The 21,334-nt window shown below is 71.4% G+C and carries 17 protein-coding genes and 1 pseudogene; 9 read left to right on the forward strand and 9 right to left on the reverse strand.

What is annotated here, in order from left to right; all coding sequences use genetic code 11:
* On the reverse strand, window positions 1-1,792 hold a 1,792-nt coding region (locus ACY35P_RS11665; RefSeq protein WP_462116006.1), incomplete at its 3' end, for a diguanylate cyclase.
* 154 nt (window positions 1,793-1,946) lie between these two features.
* Here ACY35P_RS11665 and speA point away from each other — a divergent pair.
* Both speA and ACY35P_RS11675 read left to right on the forward strand, forming a co-directional pair.
* On the forward strand, window positions 1,947-3,836 hold the full coding sequence (gene speA, locus ACY35P_RS11670) for an arginine decarboxylase (RefSeq protein WP_462116007.1): 1,890 nt from the start codon (window positions 1,947-1,949) through the stop codon (window positions 3,834-3,836).
* 18 nt (window positions 3,837-3,854) lie between these two features.
* The gene (locus tag ACY35P_RS11675) at window positions 3,855-4,712 is read left to right on the forward strand and encodes an NAD(P)-dependent oxidoreductase (RefSeq protein ID WP_462116008.1); all 858 of its coding nucleotides are present in this window, start codon (window positions 3,855-3,857) and stop codon (window positions 4,710-4,712) included.
* Window positions 4,713-4,715: 3 nt separating this feature from the next.
* On the opposite strand, the gene ACY35P_RS11680 is transcribed toward ACY35P_RS11675, so the two are convergent.
* The 4 genes from ACY35P_RS11680 to radC all read right to left on the reverse strand — a co-directional run bounded on the left by ACY35P_RS11680 (window position 4,716) and on the right by radC (window position 8,553).
* Complete coding sequence (locus ACY35P_RS11680; protein WP_462116009.1) at window positions 4,716-5,105, reverse strand: hypothetical protein; 390 nt, start codon at window positions 5,103-5,105, stop codon at window positions 4,716-4,718.
* A gap of 56 nt (window positions 5,106-5,161) precedes the next feature.
* Window positions 5,162-5,983: an SPOR domain-containing protein gene (locus tag ACY35P_RS11685; protein WP_462116010.1), complete on the reverse strand. Its 822-nt coding sequence runs from the start codon at window positions 5,981-5,983 to the stop codon at window positions 5,162-5,164.
* Window positions 5,984-7,669: an arginine--tRNA ligase gene (argS, locus tag ACY35P_RS11690; RefSeq protein ID WP_462116011.1), complete on the reverse strand. Its 1,686-nt coding sequence runs from the start codon at window positions 7,667-7,669 to the stop codon at window positions 5,984-5,986.
* Window positions 7,670-7,878: 209 nt separating this feature from the next.
* A complete protein-coding gene (gene radC, locus ACY35P_RS11695; protein WP_462116012.1) occupies window positions 7,879-8,553 on the reverse strand; it encodes a RadC family protein in 675 nt (224 codons plus the stop codon).
* A 130-nt stretch (window positions 8,554-8,683) separates the two neighbouring features.
* Between radC and coaBC the strand changes: the two are divergent.
* From coaBC to ACY35P_RS11715, 4 genes and pseudogenes are all read left to right on the forward strand, one after another.
* Window positions 8,684-9,882, forward strand: a pseudogene (coaBC, locus tag ACY35P_RS11700) (bifunctional phosphopantothenoylcysteine decarboxylase/phosphopantothenate--cysteine ligase CoaBC).
* Window positions 9,879-10,340 carry a dUTP diphosphatase gene (dut, locus tag ACY35P_RS11705; protein ID WP_462116013.1) on the forward strand — a complete coding sequence of 154 codons (462 nt, stop codon included), beginning with the start codon at window positions 9,879-9,881 and terminating at the stop codon, window positions 10,338-10,340. Before coaBC ends, dut begins: the two are co-directional and overlap by 4 nt.
* Window positions 10,341-10,358: 18 nt before the next feature.
* Window positions 10,359-12,659 (forward strand): phosphomannomutase/phosphoglucomutase, encoded by a 2,301-nt coding sequence (locus ACY35P_RS11710; protein WP_462116014.1) that lies wholly within the window; start codon window positions 10,359-10,361, stop codon window positions 12,657-12,659.
* A gap of 4 nt (window positions 12,660-12,663) precedes the next feature.
* A complete protein-coding gene (locus ACY35P_RS11715) occupies window positions 12,664-13,017 on the forward strand; it encodes a DUF3147 family protein (protein WP_462116015.1) in 354 nt (117 codons plus the stop codon).
* A gap of 256 nt (window positions 13,018-13,273) precedes the next feature.
* On the opposite strand, the gene ACY35P_RS11720 is transcribed toward ACY35P_RS11715, so the two are convergent.
* On the reverse strand, window positions 13,274-13,927 hold the full coding sequence (locus tag ACY35P_RS11720) for a hypothetical protein (RefSeq protein ID WP_462116016.1): 654 nt from the start codon (window positions 13,925-13,927) through the stop codon (window positions 13,274-13,276).
* Between the two features lie 60 nt (window positions 13,928-13,987).
* Window positions 13,988-14,638, reverse strand: coding sequence for an orotate phosphoribosyltransferase (gene pyrE / locus ACY35P_RS11725; protein ID WP_462116017.1), 651 nt, complete (start codon window positions 14,636-14,638; stop codon window positions 13,988-13,990).
* A 101-nt stretch (window positions 14,639-14,739) separates the two neighbouring features.
* Here pyrE and ACY35P_RS11730 point away from each other — a divergent pair, with 101 nt between their 5' ends.
* Complete coding sequence (locus ACY35P_RS11730; protein WP_462116018.1) at window positions 14,740-15,561, forward strand: exodeoxyribonuclease III; 822 nt, start codon at window positions 14,740-14,742, stop codon at window positions 15,559-15,561.
* Window positions 15,558-16,910, forward strand: coding sequence for an AmpG family muropeptide MFS transporter (locus tag ACY35P_RS11735; RefSeq protein WP_462116019.1), 1,353 nt, complete (start codon window positions 15,558-15,560; stop codon window positions 16,908-16,910). Before ACY35P_RS11730 ends, ACY35P_RS11735 begins: the two co-directional genes overlap by 4 nt.
* Here the strand turns inward: ACY35P_RS11735 and ACY35P_RS11740 are convergent.
* Window positions 16,898-18,043: an anhydro-N-acetylmuramic acid kinase gene (locus ACY35P_RS11740; RefSeq protein ID WP_462116020.1), complete on the reverse strand. Its 1,146-nt coding sequence runs from the start codon at window positions 18,041-18,043 to the stop codon at window positions 16,898-16,900. The genes ACY35P_RS11735 and ACY35P_RS11740 overlap by 13 nt on opposite strands.
* A 1-nt stretch (window position 18,044) precedes the next feature.
* A complete protein-coding gene (locus ACY35P_RS11745; RefSeq protein WP_462116021.1) occupies window positions 18,045-19,478 on the reverse strand; it encodes a M23 family metallopeptidase in 1,434 nt (477 codons plus the stop codon).
* 181 nt (window positions 19,479-19,659) lie between these two features.
* Between ACY35P_RS11745 and tyrS the strand changes: the two genes are divergently transcribed.
* Complete coding sequence (tyrS, locus tag ACY35P_RS11750) at window positions 19,660-20,868, forward strand: tyrosine--tRNA ligase (protein WP_462116022.1); 1,209 nt, start codon at window positions 19,660-19,662, stop codon at window positions 20,866-20,868.
* Window positions 20,869-21,334 lie beyond the last annotated feature (466 nt).

The raw sequence follows: 21,334 nt of genomic DNA on the forward strand, positions 1-21,334 counted from the left end.
GGTCCTGCAGGCGGCGGTCGACCGGCTGGATCGCGGCCACGCCCGCACTGGTGCGCACGGCGAGCCCGGCGGCGGCGGGCTCCATGCCGGCCAGGGCCGCGCGCAGGCGCTCGGCGATGGCGGCGGCCTCGGCGGCGGAGGTGTCCGGCAGCACCGCGAGGAACTCCTCGCCACCGATGCGCCCCAGCCGGTCGCCCGGGCGCAGCACCGCGGCGAACGCGCGCGCGGCCGAGGCGAGGGCGGCGTCGCCCGCTGCATGGCCATGGGCGTCGTTGACGCGCTTGAAGTGGTCGAGGTCGAGGGCGACCACCGCCAGCGGCCGTCCGTGGCGCCGCGCCTCGCGGAAGGCGTCCTGCGCCCTTCGCAGGATCGCGCGACGATTGGCCAGCGCGGTCAGCGGGTCGGTGAGGGCCAGCCGGTGCAGGCGACGGCCCTCGCGCGCCTGCTGCAGGGCGAGCGCGGCGAGGAGGCCCGCGACCACCGCGCCCAGCAGCAGCGCGAACAGCCGCCAGCCGCGTTCGCGCTCGAGGCCGCGGATCTCGCGCTCGCGCAGCAGCCGGGCGTGCTCGAGCCGGGCGCGCTCGAGCGCGCGGCGGTCGGCGTCGAAGCGCATGCGCCACAGGCTCACGCGCTGGTCGTCGGCGTCCTCGCGCAGGCGCGTGGCGAGCGCATCGAACGCGCGCAGGTCGAGCAGCGCGGCGGCCGGGCGGCCGATCGCCTCCTCGCTGCGCGCACGGGCCCGGTGCAGGTCGGCGAGGTAGCGGAGGTTGCCCTGCCGGCGCACCAGCGGCTCGGCGCGGTCGAAGGCGTCGAGCGCCTCGGCATGGCGCCCCTGCATCGCGAGCGCGAGGCCGTCGGCCTGGTCGAGCATCGGCTCGTTGTCGGCGGTGCGGTCGAGCGCGAGTTCGCGGCGTGCCTGCGCGACATGCAGGCGCGCCTGCGCCGCATCGCCCGCCGCGATCCACGCATGGGCGAGGCCGAGATGCGCGTAACCGCGATCGATGCCGTCGCCCTGCGCCGCCAGGGCCAGCGCGCGCTCGAAGACACGTACCGCCTCGGCCCCGTCGCCGTGCTCCTCGTGCGCATACCCCTGCTGCATGAGCGCGCTGTAGGCGTCCGGATACCGGCCGAGCCGCCGCGCCCAGGCCTCCGACTCGCGCAGGTGGGCGAGCGCCTGCGCGTACAGCCCCATGCGCCGGTAGGCCATGCCGACGTTGAGCAGGTTGGCTTCCGAGCGCCGTGCCAGGCCGGCGCGGTCGTAGGTCGCCTGCGCGGCGAGGAAGTCCCGGAGTGCCGCGGCCTGCTGCCCCTGCAGCGAGAAGATCCCGCCGCGCAGCACCAGCGCGTCCCCGACCAGCGCGCGCTGCTCGGCCCGCCGTGCGGCGACGAGCGCGCGGTCGTAGGCCGCCAGCGCGGCGCGCGTGTCGAACGTCTCGTAGGCGAGGCCGCTGCAGACCTCGAACCGCGACTCCGCCGCGCTGTCCCGCGCGCGCCGCGATTCGCCGATCCCGCGACGCGCCACCTCGACGGCGCGCCGCGAATCGTGCCGGTAGGCGAGCGCGCATTCCGCGCTCCGGTACAGCCGGGCACGCCCGGCGTCGCCGGCCGGCAGCCGTTCGCGCAGCTGTGCGAGTGCCGCGCGCGACTGCGCCTCGTCGTCCACGCCGACGTCGCCATCGTCGAGCTGCGCGAGCAGCCGATCGAAGCCGGCGGCCGACGGCACGGCCCACGCCGACATCGCCAGGGCGAGCAACGCGGGCAGCACGAGGGCGATGGCGGAAGGTCGGGTCACGGGCGTCCGTGGCGGAGTTCGGCAGGACGAGGCGGTCGCCGGCCCGTCCGTCATCGGCTGGCGCCGGCCGGACTGAAGGCCGCCGCCCGTCGGGGTCGGCGGCCGGTCACGCCGGTGGCCCTAGAATGCGCGCCTTCCTCGCCGGGATCGTCCCATGTCCGACTGGTCGCTCGACCGCGCCCGCACCACGTACTCGATCCCGCACTGGTCGGAGGGTTACTTCGACGTCGATGCGCAGGGTCGGGTGAGCGTGCATCCGCAGGGCAGCGGCGGCCCGTCGATCGCGCTGGCCGAGGCGGTCGACCGTGCGCTCGAGGGCGGCGCGCAGCTGCCGCTGCTGGTGCGCTTCCCGCAGATCCTGTCCGACCGCCTGCGCAAGCTGCAGGAGGCGTTCGCCTGGGCGATCGGCGAGACCGGCTACGGCGGTGGCTACACCGCGGTCTATCCGATCAAGGTCAACCAGCACGAATCCGTCGCCGGCACCCTCGCCTCGAACATGGGCGACGGGTTCGGCCTCGAGGCCGGCAGCAAGCCCGAGCTGATGGCGGTCATGGCGCTCTCGCGCCCCGGTGGGCTGATCGTCTGCAACGGCTACAAGGACCGCGAGTACATCCGCCTCGCGCTGATCGGCCGCAAGCTCGGGCTCGAGACCTTCATCGTGGTCGAGAAGCCGTCCGAGCTGCAGCTCGTCATCGAGGAAGCCCAGGCGCTCGGCGTGAAGCCCGGGCTCGGCGTGCGCATGCGGCTCGCGTCGCTCGGCGCCGGCAAGTGGCAGAACAGCGGCGGCGACAAGGCCAAGTTCGGCCTCTCGCCGCGCCAGGTGCTCGACCTCTGGAAGCGCCTGCGCGATGCCGGCATGGGCGACTGCCTCGGCCTGCTGCATTTCCACATGGGCTCGCAGATCAGCAACGTCCGCGACATCGCCAACGGCATGCGCGAGGCGGTGCGGTACTTCATCGAGCTGTCCAAGCTCGGCGCGAACGTGCGCTGGATGGACGTCGGCGGCGGCCTCGGCGTCGACTACGAAGGCACCCGCTCGCGCAGCTACTACTCGATCAACTACGGCGTGCGCCAGTACGCGCTCAACATCGTTCAGCCGCTCGCCGATGCCTGCGAGCAGAACGGCCTCGCGCCGCCGCGCATCGTCACCGAATGCGGCCGTGCGATGACCGCGCACCATGCGGTGCTGGTCACCAACGTCAGCGAGGTCGAGCGCGCGCCCGAAGGCCGCGTGCCGGACGCGCACGACGACGAGCCGCTGGTGATCCGCCACCTGCGCAGCGTGCATGCCGAGCTGCAGACGCGCCCGGCGGTCGAGCTGTTCCACGAGGCCACGCACTACCACGCCGAAGGGCTCGACGCGTACGCGGTCGGCCAGCTCGACCTCGTGCACCGCGCGCGCATCGACGATCTCTACTACGCGATCCTGCACGGCGTCCGCGCCCGCCTGAATCCGCTGGAGAAGACGCAGCGCGAGGTGCTCGACGAGCTCAACGAGCGGCTGGTCGACAAGTACTTCGTCAACTTCAGCGTGTTCGAGTCGATGCCCGACGTCTGGGCGATCCAGCAGGTGTTCCCGATCGTGCCGGTCGAGCGCCTCAACGAGGCGCCGACGCGCCGCGGCGTGATCGCCGACCTCACCTGCGATTCCGACGGCCGGATCGATACCTACGTCGAGAACGAGACGCTGTCGACCTCGATGCCGGTGCACGCGCCCCGCCGCGGCGAGGTCTACCGGATCGGCTTCTTCCTCGTCGGCGCCTACCAGGAGATCCTGGGCGACATCCACAACCTGTTCGGCGACACCGACGCGGTGGCCGTTCAGGTGGATGAGCAGGGCTTCGAGTTCGTGCAGCAGCGCCGCGGCGACACGATCGACGTGATGCTGGACTACGTCGGGTACGATATCGCCCGGCTCCGGCAGGCCTACCGCGACAAGGTCGTGGCCGCCGGGCTCGCCGCCGACGAAGCGCAGCGGCTCAACGAGGCCCTCGAAGCGGGTCTCACCGGCTATACCTATCTCGATGACGCGCCGTTCGACTGACGGCGCGGGGGACGCAACATGAAAACCGGATTCATCGGCCTCGGCGCGATGGGCGCACCGATGGCGCGCCACGTGCATGCGCGCGGCCTGCTCAACGTCGTCGGCACGCGCACGCAGGACAAGGCGGACGCGCTCGCGGCCGAACTCGGCGTGCGCGCCGCGCGCTCGGCGCAGAACTTCGCCGACTGCGACGTGGTCGCGCTGTGCGTGCCGCTCGACGCGGACGTGCTCGAGAACGTCGCCGGCCTTGCCGACGTGCTGCGCCCGGGCACCGTGGTCATCGACCATTCGACGGTGTCGGTCGACACCGCGCGACGGGCCGCGGCGATGTGCGCCGAGCACGGCATCGGCTTCCTGGACGCGCCGGTCTCCGGCGGCGTCGAAGGTGCGCGCAACGGTCGCCTTTCGGTGATGGCGGGCGGCGACGAAGCGGTGATCGAGAAGGTCCGCGCCGTACTGGAGTGCTATGCCGCGCGCATTTCGCACATGGGCGGCAACGGCGCCGGGCAGGCGACGAAAGCCGTCAACCAGGTGCTCGTCGCCGGCATCAACGAAGCCGTCTGCGAAGGCCTCGCGCTCGGCGAGAAACTCGGCCTCGACGCCGAGCGCCTGCTGCCCACGCTGATGGCCGGCGCCGCCGCGAACTGGTTCCTCGACAAGCGCGGCGCGACGATGCTGCGCGAGGAGTTCGCGCCCGGCTTCAAGAACGCGCACATGCTGAAGGACCTGCGCATCGTGCAGGGCATGGCGCAGCAAGCCGGCATCCGCACCGCGGTGATCGACCAGGCGCTCGCCGATTATTCCGAACTGGTGACCGAGCGCGGCCTCGGCGAGTCCGACACGTCCTCGCTGATCACGCTCAAGCGCGCGCGCTGAGGCTCACGCCGCGTGGCGGGCGGCGAGCCGCTCGCCGGCGCGCGCGGCGACGCCGGCGACCAGCATCGACAGCGCGAGTTGCAGCAGGGTGTTGTGCAGCAGCCAGCGGCCGACGCCGCTGACTCGCGGCGGGGCGGCGACATAGGCCCCGACCGCGCCCGCGATGCCGACCACCAGCACGATCAGCACCGCCGGCACCACGAAGTCCCGGCGCGCCACGACGCCGCCCGCGACCATCGCGATCGCGGTGGCCACCAGGTCCCAGGGCGAGACGAGCCCGAGCGGCGACATCCATCCCACCGCGTTGCCCCGCATCAGCAGGCCGAGGCCGCCGAGCGCGAGCAGCACGAGCGCGGCGAGGGTGCAGGCGGCGAGGCGACGGGTCGGATGCATGCGCGGACTCCGGAGGGCTGCCGCGAGTCTAGCGGCCGCCGGTGCCGCGCCGTCGGTTACTGTGTGCGGACCGCCATCGCCGACAGCCCGCCGCTGGCGAGCTTGCGCTTGGCCTCGGCGAGTTCGCCCGCGGTGCCGTACGGCCCCATGCGCACGCGGAAGACAGTGCGACCGCCGATCTTGGCCGACTCCACGCGCGCGCCCAGCCCGAGCAGCGCGATCTTCGCCTTGAGCTCCTCGGCCTGCCCCGAGGCCTGGAAGGCACCGGCCTGCAGGATGTAGGGCGTGTCGCTGGCGGCGGGCGTCGCGGCCGGCGCCGTCGATGCGGCAGTCGTCGCCGTCGCGGCGGGGGTGGACGGCCGCGCGGCCGGGGTCGCCTCCGTCGTCGCCGGGCGCGGCGCGGCTTCGTCGACCGGGGCCGGCAGCGGACGCGCATCGGACGCGGTCGCAGTAGCGCTCGTGGGCGTGGCCTCGGCCGGCTTCGGCGCCTGTTCGCGCGCCTTCTCGGCCTGCTCGCTCGCGGCGAGCTCGGCATCGCTCATCGGCACTTCCTTGCCGGGCAGCAGCGTGTAGAAGTCGAAGCCCTGCTTGCGCGACGCGTCGTCGGCCGCCGGCTTCGGCGTGGCCGGGCGATCGGCGACGACATCCTCGTCGACCACCGCCTCCTCGCTCGCGGCCTGCGGCTGCGCGTCCGGGTTCGGCGTCGGCCGGAAGAAGCCGTCCTTCTTCGGGCCCATGAGCCGCGGCGCCGCGAGCACGACGACCAGCGTCAGCGCGACGCCGACCGCCAGCCAGGCCCAGCCCGGCAGGCCGCCGGATTTACCGCCACCACCGCCGCCGGAGCGACGCGCCTGGGTCTTGCCGCGCTTTGCTGCCACTTACATCACCTCGGGGGCGGAGACGCCCAGCAGGCCCAGTCCATTGGAAATGACCTGACGGGTTGCTGAAGCGAGCGCGAGGCGCGCATTGCGCACCGTCGCGTCGTCGACCAGGAACTGGTGGTCGTTGTAGTACGACTGGAACGCCTGCGCGAGTTCGAGCAGGTAGGCGGCGAGCTGGTGCGGTTCGAGGTCGCGGCCGGCGGTCTCGACGACCTCGGCGTAGCGCGAGAGCATCGCAACGAGCTCGTGCGTCGCCTCGTCGAGCTCGAACGGACGGGCGAGGCCGTCGTCGAGGTCGAACGACAGGCCGCGCTCCTTCAGCTGGCGCATCAGCCCGCACATGCGCGCGTGGCTGACCTGCACGTAGTACACCGGATTGTCCATCGACTGGCTGCGCGCGAGGTCGATGTCGAACGTGAGCTGCGAGTCCGGCTTGCGCGCGATCAGGAACCAGCGCACGGCGTCGCTGCCGACTTCGTCGATCAGGTCGCGCAGCGTGAGGTAGCTGCCGGCGCGCTTGGACAGCTTCACTTCCTCGCCGCCGCGCATCACCGTGACCATCTGGTGCAGCACGTATTCCGGCCAGCCGCGCGGAATGCCGGTGTCGAGCGCCTGCAGGCCGGCTTTCACGCGTGCCAGCGAGCCGTGGTGGTCCGCGCCGAGCTCGGTGATCGCGCGTTCGTAGCCGCGCTGCCACTTGCTCAGGTGATACGCGACGTCCGGCACGAAGTAGGTGTACGTGCCGTCGGACTTGCGCATCACGCGGTCCTTGTCGTCGCCGAAGTCGGTGGTGCGCAGCCACAGCGCGCCTCCATCCTCGTACGTGTGCCCGTGCGCGATGAGTTCGCGCACGGTTTCCTCCACCTTGCCGTCGGTGTAGAGCGAGCTTTCGAGGAAGTAGACGTCGAACTTCACGCCGTAGGCCTCGAGGTCGAGGTTCTGCTCGCGACGCAGGTAGGCGACGGCGAACGCGCGGATCGCGTCGAGATCGCCCGGATCCTTCGCGCCGACGACGGTGTGGCCTTCCACCTCGACGCTGTCGCCGCGCAGGTAGGCGGCGGCCACGTCCTTGATGTAGTCGCCGCGGTAGCCGTCCTCCGGCCAGCCGGCGTCGTCCGGGCCGCGGCCCTGGGCACGCGCCTGGACGCTGATGGCGAGGTTCTGGATCTGCACGCCCGCGTCGTTGTAGTAGAACTCGCGCGCCACGGCCCAGCCGTTGGCCTCGAGCACGCGCGCGATGCAGTCGCCGATCACCGCCGCGCGGCCGTGGCCGACGTGCAGCGGGCCGGTCGGGTTCGCCGACACGTATTCGACGCCCGCGCGGCGGCCGGCGCCGCCGTCGTTGCGGCCGTAGCGCTCGCGCAGCGCCACGATGTCGCGCACGTTCGCGCGCCAGGCGCTTTCGGCGACGCGGAAGTTGATGAAGCCCGGGCCGGCGATCTCGACCGAGGCGATCTCGCCGTTCGGCGGCAGCGCGTCGACGAGGGCCTGCGCGATCGCGCGCGGGTTCGACTTCGCCGGCTTGGCCAGCAGCATCGCCGCATTGGTCGAGAAATCGCCCTGCGCACGGTTCTTCGGCCGCTCGATGACGAAATCGGGCGTGGCGGCATCGGCCGGGAGCGTGCCGGCGGCGCGCAGGGCATCGATGGCCTGCTCGACCAGGGCGCGGAGGGTGGATTTCACGGGCGGTCCGGGACTGCGGGACGGGGCGGCATTGTACGGCGCCGCGATCCACGTCCGCGCCGCGAGTGACGACCTGTCGCGACTGCAGCGAACGGCTCGCCAACCCGCTGGCTCGCCCTTCGGCGACGGGCCACCGCCCCTCCAGAGCCATAACGGTGCACCGGCCGCGCCCGGCCAAGGAACGGGAACCGGGCGCGGCCAGCCACCCATCACACCCAGCCCCGCGCCGCCATCGACACCGGCGGCCCGTCACCGACCACGAAATGGTCCAAAAGTCGGACGTCCACCAGCGCGAGTGCCTGCTTGAGCCGCGCCGTCACCGAGCGGTCGGCGGCGCTGGGCTCGGCATTCCCGCTCGGGTGGTTGTGGCCGACGATCACCGCCGCCGCGTTGTGCGCGAGCGCGCGGCGGACGACGTCGCGCGGATGCACCTCGGCGCCGTCCAGCGTGCCGTGGAACATCTCCTCGAAGGCGAGCATCCGGTGCCGCGTGTCGAGGAACATCGCCGCGAACACCTCGTGGTCGTGCGGACGCAGGCGCCCGGCGAACAGGCGACCGGCGGTGGGCGGGTCCTTCAGCGCCTCGCCGCGCTCGAGGTCGGCGGCGAGCACGCGATGCCCGATCTCCAGCGCCGCGGCCAGCGCGCAGGCGCGCGCCGGGCCCACGCCGCGCAGCTTCGCGAGCCCGGTGGGCCCGTGCTCGAGCAGGCGTCGCAGCGGCCCGTGGTCGGCCAGCAGCGTGCGCGCCGTGGCCACGGCGTCCTGCCCGCGCAGGCCGGAGCCCAGGAACAGTGCGACGAGTTCGGCGTCGGAGAGCGCGCCGGCGCCGCGGGCGAGCAGCTTCTCGCGCGGGCGTTCGTCGGCGGGCCAGTCGCGGATGTGCATGGTGTCCTTCCGTGGACGATGTCGTTCCGTCGACCGCCATTGAACGCGGTCGGCGCGGCCGCGGCCGTCGGGCGACGGCGGCCGTTCGGGTAAGCTGTCGACCGCATTCCCCGTCGGATTTTTCCGCCCCGTGACCGCGCTTTCGGGCCACCGCATCCTGCTCTGCGTGAGCGGCGGCATCGCCGCCTACAAGGCCGCCGACCTCGTGCGTCGCCTGCGCGATGCCGGCGCGGTCGTGCGCGTGGCGATGACCGACAACGCGCAGCGCTTCGTCGGCGCCGCGACGTTCCAGGCGCTGTCGGGCGAACCCGTGCGCACGTCGCTGTGGGACGAGCACGCCGAAGCCGCGATGGGCCACATCGAGCTCGCGCGCTGGGCGACGGTCGTCGTCGTGGCGCCGGCGACGGCGAACACCCTTGCGAAGCTCGCGCACGGCTTCGCCGACGACCTTGTCAGCACGCTCTGCCTCGCCACCGAGGCGCCGATCGCGGTGGCGCCGGCGATGAACCGCGTGATGTGGGCCCACCCGGCCACGCAGGCGAACGTGGCGACGCTGCGCATGCGTGGCGTGCTCGTGATCGGCCCGGCCGCCGGCGACCAGGCCTGCGGCGAGATCGGCGAGGGCCGCATGGCCGAGCCGATGGAGATCGTGCGCGCACTGGCCGGAGACGCCGCATGAGCGCGCTCGCCGGGCGACGCGTCGTGGTCAGCGCGGGCCCGACCTTCGAGGATCTCGATCCGGTGCGGTTCCTCGGCAACCGCAGCAGCGGGAAGATGGGTTTCGCCGTGGCCGCCGCGGCGGCCGCGCGCGGGGCCGACGTGCTGCTCGTCGCCGGCCCGGTCACGCTCGCGACGCCACATGGGCTGCGCCGCGTCGACGTGCGCAGCGCGGCGCAGATGCACGATGCGGTGATCGCGGCGCTGCCCTGCGACGTCTACATCGGCGCCGCCGCGGTGGCCGACTACACGCCCGTCGCCATCTCGCCCAGCAAGCTCAAGAAGCAGCCCGGGCAGGACGGCGTGACCCTGCAGCTGGTGCGCACGCGCGACATCCTCGCCGAGGTCGCCGCGCACGAACGTCGCCCGCGCCTCGTGGTCGGCTTCGCCGCCGAGACGCACGACGTCGAGACCTATGCGCGCGGCAAGCTGGTCGCGAAGAAGCTCGACCTGATCGCGGCCAACCGCGTCGGCGTGGAAGGCAGCGGCTTCGAGAGCGACGAGAACACGCTGGTGGTCTACGACGCGACGGGCGCGACCACGCTCGGCCCCGGCGCGAAGTGCGACATCGCCTGCGGCCTGCTCGACCTGGTGGAGGCCCGGCTCGCATGAGCGACCGCGTGATCCAGGTGCGACTGCTCGATGTGCGCTACGGCGCGGGCTGGCCGCTGCCCGAATACGCGACGCCGGCGAGCGCCGGCGTCGACCTGCGCGCCGCGCTCGACGCACCGCTCGCCATCGCGCCGCGCGAAACGCACCTCGTGCCGACCGGGCTGTCGATCCACATCGGCGACCCCACGCTGTGCGCCGTCATCCTGCCGCGATCCGGGCTGGGGCATAAACACGGCATCGTGCTCGGCAACGGCACCGGCCTGATCGACGCGGACTACCAGGGGCCCCTGATGGTCAGCGTCTGGAACCGCGGCGACGCGGCTTTTACGATCGAGCCGGGCGATCGCATCGCCCAGCTCGTCGTGCTGCCGATCGTGCGGGCGCGTTTCTCGGTGGTGGACGAATTCGAATCCAGTGAACGCGGCGAAGGTGGCTTCGGCCACACCGGCGTGCGCTGACAACCCGGAGTGACCGCAATGCCGCAAGCCCATGCCGACCGACTAAAGCCGCTGATCCCGCTGGGCGCCGGCCTCGCGCTGCTGCTCGCGGGCTGGTTCGGCTGGAATGCCTGGGCGCAGTACCGCGACGAGGCCCGGCGCAGCACGGTGCAGTCCGAGCGCGACCGCGTCGCCGACTCGGTCGGCTCGGCCGTCGCCGCCGCGCAGAAGCGCTTCGCCGCACAGCTCGAAAGCCCGGGCGTGCGCGACGCGCTGGCGCGCGGCCTGATGGACCGCGCTGCCGAGCAGCTCACCGCGGGCTGGCCGGGTGCCACCGGCGGCGAGGTACGGCCCGCCGAACTCGGCGACGCCTACGCGGCGCTCGGCCAGCCGGGGGCCAAGGGTCCGAGCTACGGCCACGTCGCCGCGCTCGAATCGGCCGTCGCGACCGGCAAGCCGGTGGCCTGGGCCCTGCGCGAAGGCGCGGGGACGTTCGTGGGCCTTGCCGCGCCGGTGACCGCCGGCACCACGCCCGCGGTCGCCTTCGTCCGCCTGCCGATCGAGCGCATCGCCGACGCGCTGCAGTCGGCCGACGTCGGTGACGACAACTACCTCGCGCTACGCCAGGGCGGCGCCACGCTGATCGAACGCGGCGACAACGCCCTCGCCGAGAGCGCCGAGTCGCTGGCCGCCAAGATCCCGGGCACCGAGCTGCGCGTCGCCGCCGCGGTGCCGGACGTCGCGGGCGGCCCGTTCGGGCTCGGTTCCATCGGATGCGCGATCGCCTCGCTGCTCAGCCTGCTCGCCGCCGCGGCGATCGCCTCCGCACCGCGCCTGCTCGCGCGACGCGGCAGCAGTGGTGTCGTCGAGGCCGACGATGCCCCCACGCTCGCCGACGTGCTCGGCCCCGCCGCGCCGCCGCTGCCGACCGAGTCGCGTCCGGATGCGGTGAAGCAGTCGCTGGCGCTCGATCGCGGCGTGTTCCGCGCGTACGACATCCGCGGCATCGTCGGCCAGAGCCTGGACGCCGGCATCGCCGAGCTGATCGGCCAGGCGATCGGCAGCGTGATGCAGGAGCAGGGCCTGCGCGACATCGTGGTCGGCCGCGACGGTCGACTGTCCGGGCCCGCGCTCGTCGAAGGCCTGGTCACCGGCCTGCGCCGCGCCGGCCGCAACGTCATCGACATCGGCATGGCGCCGACGCCCGTCATCTACTTCGGCGCCTACCACCTGCGCGCGGGCTCCTGCGTCTCGGTCACCGGCAGCCACAATCCGCCGGACTACAACGGCTTCAAGATCGTGGTCGGCGGCGAGACGTTGTCGGGCGATTCGATCATGGACCTGTACACACGCATCGCCGAGGACCGCCTGCATACGGCGTCGACGCCCGGCAACATCGAACAGCAGGACATCGCGGACGACTACGTCCAGCGCATCGCCGCCGACATCCAGATCGACCGCCCGCTCAAGGTGGTGCTCGACGCCGGCAACGGCGTGGCCGGCGAGATCGGCCCGCGCGTGCTCGAGGCGATCGGCGCAGAAGTGATCCCGCTGTTCTGCGAGATCGACGGCACGTTCCCGAACCACCATCCGGACCCGAGCGAGCCGCACAACCTCAACGACCTCGTGCAGATGGTCGAGCGCATGGATGCGGACCTCGGCATCGCCTTCGACGGCGACGGCGACCGGCTGGGCGTGGTCACGCGCGGCGGCGAGAACATCTATCCCGACCGCCTGCTGATGCTGTTCGCGGCGGACGTGCTCGAGCGCAATCCCGGCGCGGTGATCCTGTTCGACGTGAAGTGCACCGGTCGACTGCCGGGCCACGTGCTCCGCCACGGCGGCTCGCCGCTGATGTGGAAGACGGGCCATTCGCTGATCAAGGCGAAGATGCGCGAGACCGATGCCGAACTCGCCGGCGAGATGAGCGGCCACTTCTTCTTCAAGGAGCGCTGGTACGGCTTCGACGACGGCGTTTACGCCGCGGCGCGCCTGATGGAGATCCTCGCCGCGAGTCCGCGCACGCCGACCGAGACGCTCAACGCGCTGCCCAACGGCGTGTCGACGCCGGAGATCAAGGTCGACGCCCCGAACGGCAACCCGCACGCGTTCGTCGAGCGCTTCCAGGCGGAAGCGAAGTTCGAGGGCGCGCGCCTGTCGACGATCGATGGCCTGCGCGTGGACTGGCCGGACGGCTGGGGACTGGTGCGGGCGTCCAACACCACGCCGGTGCTGGTGATGCGCTTCGATGCCGACAGCCAGGCCGCGCTCACGCGGATCCAGGACGCGTTCCGCGAGCAGATCGTCGCGCTGCAGCCCGACCTCGCGCTTCCGTTCTGACGCGATGGGCTGGCTGGCCGTGAAGTACCTGCTGACCGCGGCGCTCGTCGTCGCGATCAGCGAAGCGGCCAAGCGCAGCGACCGGCTCGGCGGCTTCATCGCCGCGCTGCCGCTCGTCACGGTGCTCGCGCTGGTCTGGCTGCATGTGGAGAAGCAGCCGCAGGCCAAGCTCGCGAACCACGCCTGGTACACGTTCTGGTACGTGCTGCCGACGCTGCCGATGTTCCTGGTCTTTCCGTGGCTGCTGTCGCGGATCGGATTCTGGCCGACCCTCGCGGCCTCGGCGGCGATCACCGTGGCCTGCTTCGCGCTCACCGCGTGGGCGGTCAAACCTTTCGGAATCGTGCTGCTGCCCTGAGGCGGCCCGCTGGTCTCGGATCGACTTCATGGCTTGAACGTCGCGACTCCCGCAGACCCGGCACCGCGGCCTGCACGCATGATCGGCCGCGGCAAGGCCCAGTAGGACGTCGATCTGCGCGTCCCGCAGGTGCTGCGAGCGGTGCAGCGTTCGAGTTTCTGCCGGCGTCGCCGCCTCGCGCGCGGGTGCGGTGGGCTACCGCTCGGCCCCGCGATCAGCGTGACGCGTCCCCGCGACTGCAGCCCAGCGCGAAGGCTCAGCCCTGCGTGGCGGCCATCGGCACGGCCGGCTGCGGCTTCAGCTCGCGATAGCGCTCGACGGCTTCGTCGAGCTGGGCGCGGATCGACTGCGATTCGCGCTGCAGGCCCGCCAGGGCGCCCTGCTGCGCGAGCAGCTGGCCATGCTGCGTGCGGATGTCGCCGGCCAGCTTCTTCGGCACCGGGCTCTTGCGCAGTTCGACCTCGCCCGCGCGCTGCAGCAGCGCGACGAGACTCTGGCGCAGCCCGTCGATGCCCATCTGCGCGGTCTTGATCGCGTCGCGGTTGAGCGAGACGCGGGCCTCGAAGGCTCGGCGCAGGTCGTCCTCGGTCTGGAAGCTGGTGACCATCGCCATGATGCGGCGGTGCTCGGCCTCGGCGGCGGCAGCCCGCTCGGCTTCGGCGCGGGCCTGCGCGGCGGCGGCGGCCTGCTCCTCGAGCGTCAGCGCGCGCCCGAGCTGCGACGTCGCCATGCCGCTCTTGGCGTTGAACTCGGTGCGCGCGGCGTCCACGGCGCTCGACGGAAGGGCGTCGCCGCAGACCTTGCGGCCCCCGTCCATCCAGCAGTAGAGCTTCTTCTTCGGAGCCTCCTGCGCATGCAGGGCGCCGGCGAGGCCGAGGAGGACGAAGGCGAGGGCGGCGGGACGGGTCATGGAGGGCCGTGCGACGGAAGGGGTCGACGTGGAACCAAGCAACTTTCGCGCCAGCGGCCGTCAGCCGCAACCGTAGGCGGCACGATACGCGACGAGCCGCTCACGCTGGGCCTCCAGCGCGCCGCCGGCCGTGTAGTCCAGCAGGTCGGACAGACGCGCGACCGCGACCACCGGCAGCCCCTGCTCGTCCGCGACCGTTTGTGCCGCGGAACGTCGGGACCGCGTCGGGTCCACGGCCTCCTCGCGATCGAGCGCGATCACGATGCCCGCCGGCACGCCGCCCGCGTCGCGGATCAGGCCGAGCGCCTCGCGGATCGCGGTGCCCGCGGTGATCACGTCGTCCACGATCAGCACGCGGCGCCCGTCGAGCGGGGCGCCGATGAGCATCCCGCCCTCGCCATGCGCCTTGGCTTCCTTGCGGTTGAACGCCACCGGCAGGTCGCGGCCGCGGCGTGCGAACTCGCAGGCGAGCGCGGTGGCGAGCGGGATGCCCTTGTAGGCCGGGCCGAACAGCACGTCGAAATCGATCCCCGCGGCGTCCACCGCGTCCGCGTAGCAGGCGGCAAGCCCGGCCAGCGACGCGCCGGAGTCGAAGCGCCCCGCATTGAAGAAGTACGGGCTGGTGCGGCCGGATTTCAGCGTGAACTCGCCGAAGCGCAGGGCATCGGCACGCAGCGCGAGGTCGAGGAAGCGGGTGCGGTGGTCGGCCATGGTCGGAACGCGTCGACGGGAGACCGGCATCGTAAAGCAGGCAGGCGCTACGCTTGGCGCCCGGTCGCCGTCGGCGGCCGGCGGCTCTCCACGGATACGACATGCGCGTCATCAGCTTCAACGCCAACGGCTGGCGCTCCGCCGCGAAGAAGGGCTTCATTGACTGGTTCCACGCGCGCGACGCCGACGTGCTGTGCGTGCAGGAGACGAAGGCGCAGGAACACCAGCTGCGCCTGCCCGAACTGATTCCCGAGGGCTACCACGCGTACTTCCGCGACGCGAGCACGCGCAAGGGCTACAGCGGCGTCGCGATCTATTCGCGGCGCGAGGCCGACGAGATCCGTTCGGGCCTCGGCTGGAACGAGTTCGACGAGGAGGGCCGCTACATCGAGGCGCGCTTCGGCAACCTGTCGGTGGTGTCGCTCTACGTGCCGTCCGGCACCACGGGCGACGTCCGCCAGGGCTTCAAGATCTCGGTGATGGACTGGTTCGCGCCGATCCTGCGCGAATGGCTCGCCAGCGGCCGGCAGTACATCGTCTGCGGCGACTGGAACATCGTGCGCAGCCGCCGCGACATCAAGAACTGGACGAGCAACCAGAAACAGACCGGCTGCCTGCCGCACGAGCGCGCGTGGCTCAATGCGCTGATCGCCGACCAGCACGGCGACGGCTCGCCGTGCGCCGGCGACCTCGGCTGGCTGGACAGCTTCCGGATCGTGAAGCCGGATGAAGCCGCGGAATACACGTGGTGGAGCCACCTGGGACAGGCGCGCGCGAAGAACGTAGGCTGGCGCATCGACTACCAGCTCGTGACGCCCAACCTGCGCAGCGCCATCCGCCACTGCGAGACGCATCGCGAACCCAAGTTCTCCGATCACGGCCCCTACATCGTCGATTACGACCTCGAGGACTGGACCCGATGAGTGATGCTGCTTCGAACCCCGTGAGCTACAAGGGCTGGCGTGGCATCCGTCGTGCCTTCGGCACGCCTTCCGCGCTGACGATGCTGTTCCTCGGCTTCGGCAGCGGCCTGCCGTTCCTGCTGATCGCCTCGGCGACGCTGAGCACGCGGTTGCGCGATGTCGGGCTCGAGCTCGGCGAGATCGGCCTGATCTCGCTCGCGAGTTTCTTCTACCTGCTCAAGTTCGTCTGGGCGCCGCTGATGGACCGCTACGCGCTGCCCGTCACGGCGTTCCTGGGGCGCCGCCGCTCGTGGCTGTTCGCCGCACAGGTGGTGGTCGCGATCGGCCTCGTGGGGCTTGCCTACACGCGGCCGGAGCTCGGTGTCGGCAGCCTCGTCGCCTGGGTCTTGTTGGCTTCGTTCGCCGGCGCGACGCAGGATGCCGCGGTCGACGCCTACCGCATCGAGATCGCACCGCCGAGCGCGCAGGCGGCGCTCGCGGCGACGTACACGCTCGGCTACCGGCTCGGTCTCATCCTCGGCGGCGCCGGCGCGCTCTACATCGCCGAATACCGCAGCTGGACGATGGCCTACGTTGCGATGGCGGCGCTGATGCTGCTGCCGATCGCCGCCACGCTGCTCGCACGCGAGCCCGTCGCACCGGAGGTCACGGTCGTGCGGCGCATCGATTTCTTCGGCGCGTTCTGGCAGCCGTTCACCAGCTTCTTCCAGACCAACGGGCTGCTGCTGGGCCTCGCGCTGCTGCTGTTCGTCGGTCTGTACAAGTTCCCCGACCAGGTCATCGGCGTCATGGCCGGTCCGTTCTACCTCGACTCGGGCTACACGAAGGCCGACATCGCTACGGTTTCCAAGCTCTACGGCGTGTGGACCGGCATCGCAGGCGCGTTCCTCGGCGGCGTGGCCGTCGCGGCCTACGGGTTCCGGCGGATGCTGTTCGTCGCGGCCGTGGCCGTCGCACTGTCGAATCTCGCCTTCCTGCTGATGGCGCAGAACCCGTCGCAGATCTGGGCGTTCTATGCGGCGATCACCGCGGACAACCTGTCGCAGGGCTTCGCCGGCGTGGTGCTCGTGGCCTTCATGTCGTCGCTGACCGACCGCAACTTCACCGCCACGCAGTTCGCGCTGCTGGTCTCACTGGCGAACCTGCCGGGCAAATTCGTAGGCGGCGTGTCCGGCTACATCGTGGAAGCGACGAGCTACAGCACCTTCTTCGCGATGAGCGCGCTGACCGTGATCCCGACGCTGCTGCTGCTCGCGTGGCTGTGGCGCCGCATCCGCGAAAACGACGCGACCGATCCGGTCTCGGGCCCGATCCCGGTGCGCCCGGGCCCGTCGTCTCAGGCGGGGTAAACCGTCCCCAGCACGCGCGGCCCACGCGCGCCGGTCACCGAGGCGACGTTCCCCGGCAGGCCCGCCAACGTCTGCCGCGCGAGCCAGGCGAAGGCCATCGCCTCGACGAAGTCCGCGTCGAGGCCATGCACGTCGGTCGGCTCGACCACGCATCGGGGCAGGCGCGCCGCGATCCGCTCGATCAGGCGCGCATTGCGCACGCCGCCGCCGCAGGTGAGCACCCGCCGCGTGGCCGGCTGGTGCGCGAGCAGCGCATCGGCGACGGTCGCCGCGCTCAGCTCGAGCAACGTCGCCTGCACGTCCTCCGGTGCCTCGTCGCCGCGCAGGCGCGAGGCGACCCAGTCGAGATGGAACTGCTCGCGGCCGCTGCTCTTCGGCGGCGGCTGCGCGAACCACGGCTCGTCGAGCAGGCGCGCCAGCAGGGCTTCGTCGACGCGCCCGCTCGCCGCGAATGCGCCGTCGCGATCGAACGGCTCGCCCCGATGCCGCAGGCACCAGGCGTCCAGCAATGCATTCGCAGGGCCCGTATCGAAGCCGCGCACCGCGCCGGCACGCGGCAGCAGAGTGAAGTTGGCGATGCCGCCGAGGTTGAGCACGGCGCGGTCTTCCGCGTCCGAATGCAGCATGGCCGCATGGAAGGCCGGCACCAACGGCGCGCCCTGGCCGCCGGCCGCCACGTCGCGACGGCGGAAGTCCGCCACGGTCGCGATGCCGCTGCGCTCGGCGATCAGGTTCGCGTCGCCGATCTGCCAGGTGAACGGATGTCGGCCGTCGTAGGCCGCGCCGGCGGGGCGATGGCGGACGGTCTGCCCGTGCGAACCGATCGCCACGATGTCCGCCGCCGCGAGGCCCGCGATCGCCAGCAGCTCATGCGTGGCGGCGGCGAAGGCTTCGCCGACCTGCACGTCGAGCGTGCCGAGCTCGTCGAACCCCCGCACGTCGCCGCCCTGGCCCAGCGCGACCAGGCGCGACCGCAGTCCGGGCTCCCACGGCACGGTCACGCCGTGCTCGAGCCGGCAGCCGGTGTCGGAAGCGTCGGCTCCAAAACGAACGAGCGCCGCGTCAATGCCGTCGGCGCTCGTGCCCGAGATCAGGCCGACGAAGAGTCCGTCGGCCGGCTGTGGCGTAGTCATGTCAGGACCGGCGGCCCGGCTTCTCGGTCTTCGCCGGCGCCTTCGCGACGCGCGTCTCCGGCTCGTCGCCGGCGTAGATGATGTTCTCGACCTCGCGGATGCGCGCCAGCGCGGTGCGCGTCTGGCTGCGGAACTGCGCGAGCGCGGCGCCGCTGAGCGGCTCCGGCGGCGGCATTGTGATCGACAGCGGATTGCGCTGCGCGCCGTTGACCTGGAATTCGTAATGCAGGTGCGGGCCGGTCGACATGCCGGACGTGCCCACGTAGCCGATCACCGTGCCCTGCGCGATGCGCTGGCCGGGCTTGGCCTTGCCGAAGGCGGACATGTGCCCGTACAGCGTCGAATAGCCGCGGCCGTGGTCGAGCACGACGACGCGGCCGTAGCCGCCCTTCCAGCCGACGAAGGCCACGCGCGCATCGCCGGCGGCCATGATCGGCGTCCCCGTGCTCGCGGCGTAGTCGACGCCCTTGTGCATGCGCATGCGGCCGAGCACCGGGTGGAACCGGTTGCCGAAGCCCGAGGTCAGGCGCGCATACGGGATCGGCATGCGGATGAAGGAGCGCTTCAGCGAGCGACCGTCGGCCGTGAAGTACTCCGGCTTGCCGTTGCGGTCGAAGCGGAAGGCCGAGTGCAGCGTCTCGCCGGTGGTGAACGTCGCGGCGAGGACCGGGCCCGTGGCGATGAGCTTGCCGTCGCGCCAGGTCTGCTCGACGACCACGCTGAAGCGGTCGTCGGCGCCGACATCGTCGTTGAAGTCGATGTCGTACTTGAACATGTCGTCGGTCAGCGTGTTGACGTGCGCGCTGGTCAGGCCGACCTTGCGCGCCGACGCGTACAGCGAACGCCCCACCTTGCCGCTGAGCACCACGGTGCGCGACTCGGTCGGGCTCACCAGCACGTTCTGCTTCACGTCACCGCCGGCGAACGTCAGCTCGACGCGGCGGCTGTCGTCCTGGTCGAAGCGGAAGGCGCGCAGGTCGCCGCCGACGGGCAGGTCGAACGCGAGCTGCATGCCCGGCTTCATGGACGTCAGCAGCTGCTGCTTCACGACGGGCTGCGCGAGCAGCTTCTCGCGCGTCGCGCCGGGCACGCCGAGGTCCTTCATGATCGAGGCGAGCGTCTGGCCCCGCTTGACCTCGACGATCTGCCAGCTGTCGCCCTGCGCCTGCGCCAGACGCAGTGGGGGCAACGCCAGCGCCATGGAATGGCGGGGCGCGGGCAGGTGGTCGCGGGTCACGACCGGACGATCGAAGCCCGGCACGATCGCGGCGGCCAGCATCGCGGCGGTCGCGAACAGGCTGGCATGCGCCCACTGGCGACGCGACCAGCGTCCGTTGAAGCCGGTGCCCTCATGGGCGGCGACCGGGCGGTGCAACGTCTGCTCACGAAGCGCGTCGAGACGCGCGCGGCGCACCGAAGCGGTGTCGTCTGTCATGCTCGTTTCCCCCGAGGCCGTGTAGGCCCCGTCACGACCGTAAAATAGACACGCGAGCTAGCGACGTCAAACCATTGATGTGAATAGGTTTTTCGTCAACGTCCGTTTTACGTTGAATTAACTTTTGACCGGTCCTTCACGGACCGGGGTCGCAGATCGCGGCCCTTCGTGAGAACAAGACATGTCGATCCAGGACGCCATCGACCTCATCGCGCGCGGCGCGGACGAGGTCCTCAAGGCCGAAGAGCTCACCCAGCGGCTGCAGTCGGGCCGCCCGCTCCGCGTCAAGGCCGGCTTCGACCCGACCGCCCCGGACCTGCATCTCGGCCACACGGTCCTGCTCAACAAGATGCGGCAGTTCCAGGACCTCGGCCATCAGGTGATCTTCCTGATCGGCGACTTCACCGGAATGATCGGCGACCCGACCGGCAAGAACGTCACGCGCAAGCCGCTCACCCGCGAAGACGTCCTGGCCAACGCCGAGACCTATGCCGAGCAGGTGTTCAAGGTGCTCGACCGCGAGCGCACCGAGGTGCGCTTCAACTCGGAATGGTTCGGAAAGATGTCCGCGGCCGACATGATCCGGCTCGCCGGCCAGCACACGGTGGCGCGCATGCTCGAGCGCGACGACTTCGCCAAGCGCTATGCGGCGCACCAGTCCATCGCCATCCACGAGTTCCTGTACCCGCTCGTGCAGGGCTACGACTCCGTCGCGCTCGAGGCCGACGTCGAACTCGGCGGCACCGACCAGAAGTTCAACCTGCTGATGGGCCGCGGCCTGCAGGAGCACTTCGGCCAGAAGCCGCAGATCGTGCTGACCATGCCACTGCTCGAGGGCCTGGACGGCGTCAACAAGATGAGCAAGTCGCTCGGCAACTACATCGGCATCGACGAGCCCGCGATCGACATCGTCACCAAGACGATGAAGATCGACGACACGCTGATGTGGCGCTGGATCGAGTTGCTGAGCTTCGAGATCGGCGTCGCCGAGGCCGCGCGCCTGCGCGCCGACATCGCCGCGGGCGCGCTGAATCCCCGCGACCTCAAGATGCGCCTCGCCCGCGAACTCGCCGCACGCTTCCACGACGCCGCGGCTGCGGAGCAGGCGGTGGCCGGCTGGAATGCCGCCGTACGCGGCGAGGGCGACGTGTCCCAGCTGCCGCTCACCGACGTCCTGGTGCCGGCCGAGGGGATCCGTATCGCCGGGCTGCTCACCGCGGCCGGTCTGACCCCCAGCAATTCGGAAGCGAACCGCAAGCTCAAGGAGCGCGCCGTGCGGATCGACGGCGAGGTCTTCGAAGATCCGCAGCGGCTGTTCGCACCCGGCTTCGAAGGCGTCCTGGCGGTCGGCAAGCGCACCTTCGCGAGGATCCGTCTGATCGCGGGCTGAGCTGGGAAGGCCACTTAGATAGAGCAAACCGACCGGCCGCCGAGCATTGCTGAATCGACACGGCAACGGCACCACGATCGCGTTGACAACCCGCGGCAGCAACGACAAGATGCGCGCCTCCTCGCAGGGGACGCCGGGTCACCGGCAACGAACTGCAAGGCTCCCCGAAGACCCGGCCGCGCGCCGAACCCCGCAAGGGGCCAAGCGCGTCGCCGCCGCATCGCTGCAAGGCGACGTGGGTGCGTCGAAGGGGCGGTGTGAACGCTGAATCGTTTGCCGATTCGACAATCACACAGGGTTTACAGGCTGCGGGGACTTCCGCATACTGTGTGACCCACGTGACGAAACGAAGCCGCAAGCGCGGCGACCGGACGGAACGGCGGGACGAAAAAATTTCCGCTCACAGGGTGTTGACAGTGATCGGAACTGCTCTAAAATGGGCGGCTCACTCGGACGGACTGAAGTT

This window comes from Lysobacter xanthus (genome assembly GCF_047159895.1).

Excerpts from the sequence above, each read along its gene's own strand:
- pyrE (WP_462116017.1), bottom strand. The coding sequence starts at position 14,638 with ATGGCCGACCACCGCACCCGCTTCCTCGACCTCGCGCTGCGTGCCGAT.
- ACY35P_RS11675 (WP_462116008.1), top strand. The coding sequence starts at position 3,855 with ATGAAAACCGGATTCATCGGCCTCGGCGCGATGGGCGCACCGATGGCG.
- tyrS (WP_462116022.1), top strand. The coding sequence starts at position 19,660 with ATGTCGATCCAGGACGCCATCGACCTCATCGCGCGCGGCGCGGACGAG.
- ACY35P_RS11680 (WP_462116009.1), bottom strand. The coding sequence starts at position 5,105 with ATGCATCCGACCCGTCGCCTCGCCGCCTGCACCCTCGCCGCGCTCGTG.
- ACY35P_RS11740 (WP_462116020.1), bottom strand. The coding sequence starts at position 18,043 with ATGACTACGCCACAGCCGGCCGACGGACTCTTCGTCGGCCTGATCTCG.
- ACY35P_RS11715 (WP_462116015.1), top strand. The coding sequence starts at position 12,664 with ATGGGCTGGCTGGCCGTGAAGTACCTGCTGACCGCGGCGCTCGTCGTC.
- ACY35P_RS11710 (WP_462116014.1), top strand. The coding sequence starts at position 10,359 with ATGCCGCAAGCCCATGCCGACCGACTAAAGCCGCTGATCCCGCTGGGC.
- radC (WP_462116012.1), bottom strand. The coding sequence starts at position 8,553 with ATGCACATCCGCGACTGGCCCGCCGACGAACGCCCGCGCGAGAAGCTG.
- ACY35P_RS11720 (WP_462116016.1), bottom strand. The coding sequence starts at position 13,927 with ATGACCCGTCCCGCCGCCCTCGCCTTCGTCCTCCTCGGCCTCGCCGGC.
- ACY35P_RS11735 (WP_462116019.1), top strand. The coding sequence starts at position 15,558 with ATGAGTGATGCTGCTTCGAACCCCGTGAGCTACAAGGGCTGGCGTGGC.
- ACY35P_RS11745 (WP_462116021.1), bottom strand. The coding sequence starts at position 19,478 with ATGACAGACGACACCGCTTCGGTGCGCCGCGCGCGTCTCGACGCGCTT.
- speA (WP_462116007.1), top strand. The coding sequence starts at position 1,947 with ATGTCCGACTGGTCGCTCGACCGCGCCCGCACCACGTACTCGATCCCG.
- dut (WP_462116013.1), top strand. The coding sequence starts at position 9,879 with ATGAGCGACCGCGTGATCCAGGTGCGACTGCTCGATGTGCGCTACGGC.
- ACY35P_RS11730 (WP_462116018.1), top strand. The coding sequence starts at position 14,740 with ATGCGCGTCATCAGCTTCAACGCCAACGGCTGGCGCTCCGCCGCGAAG.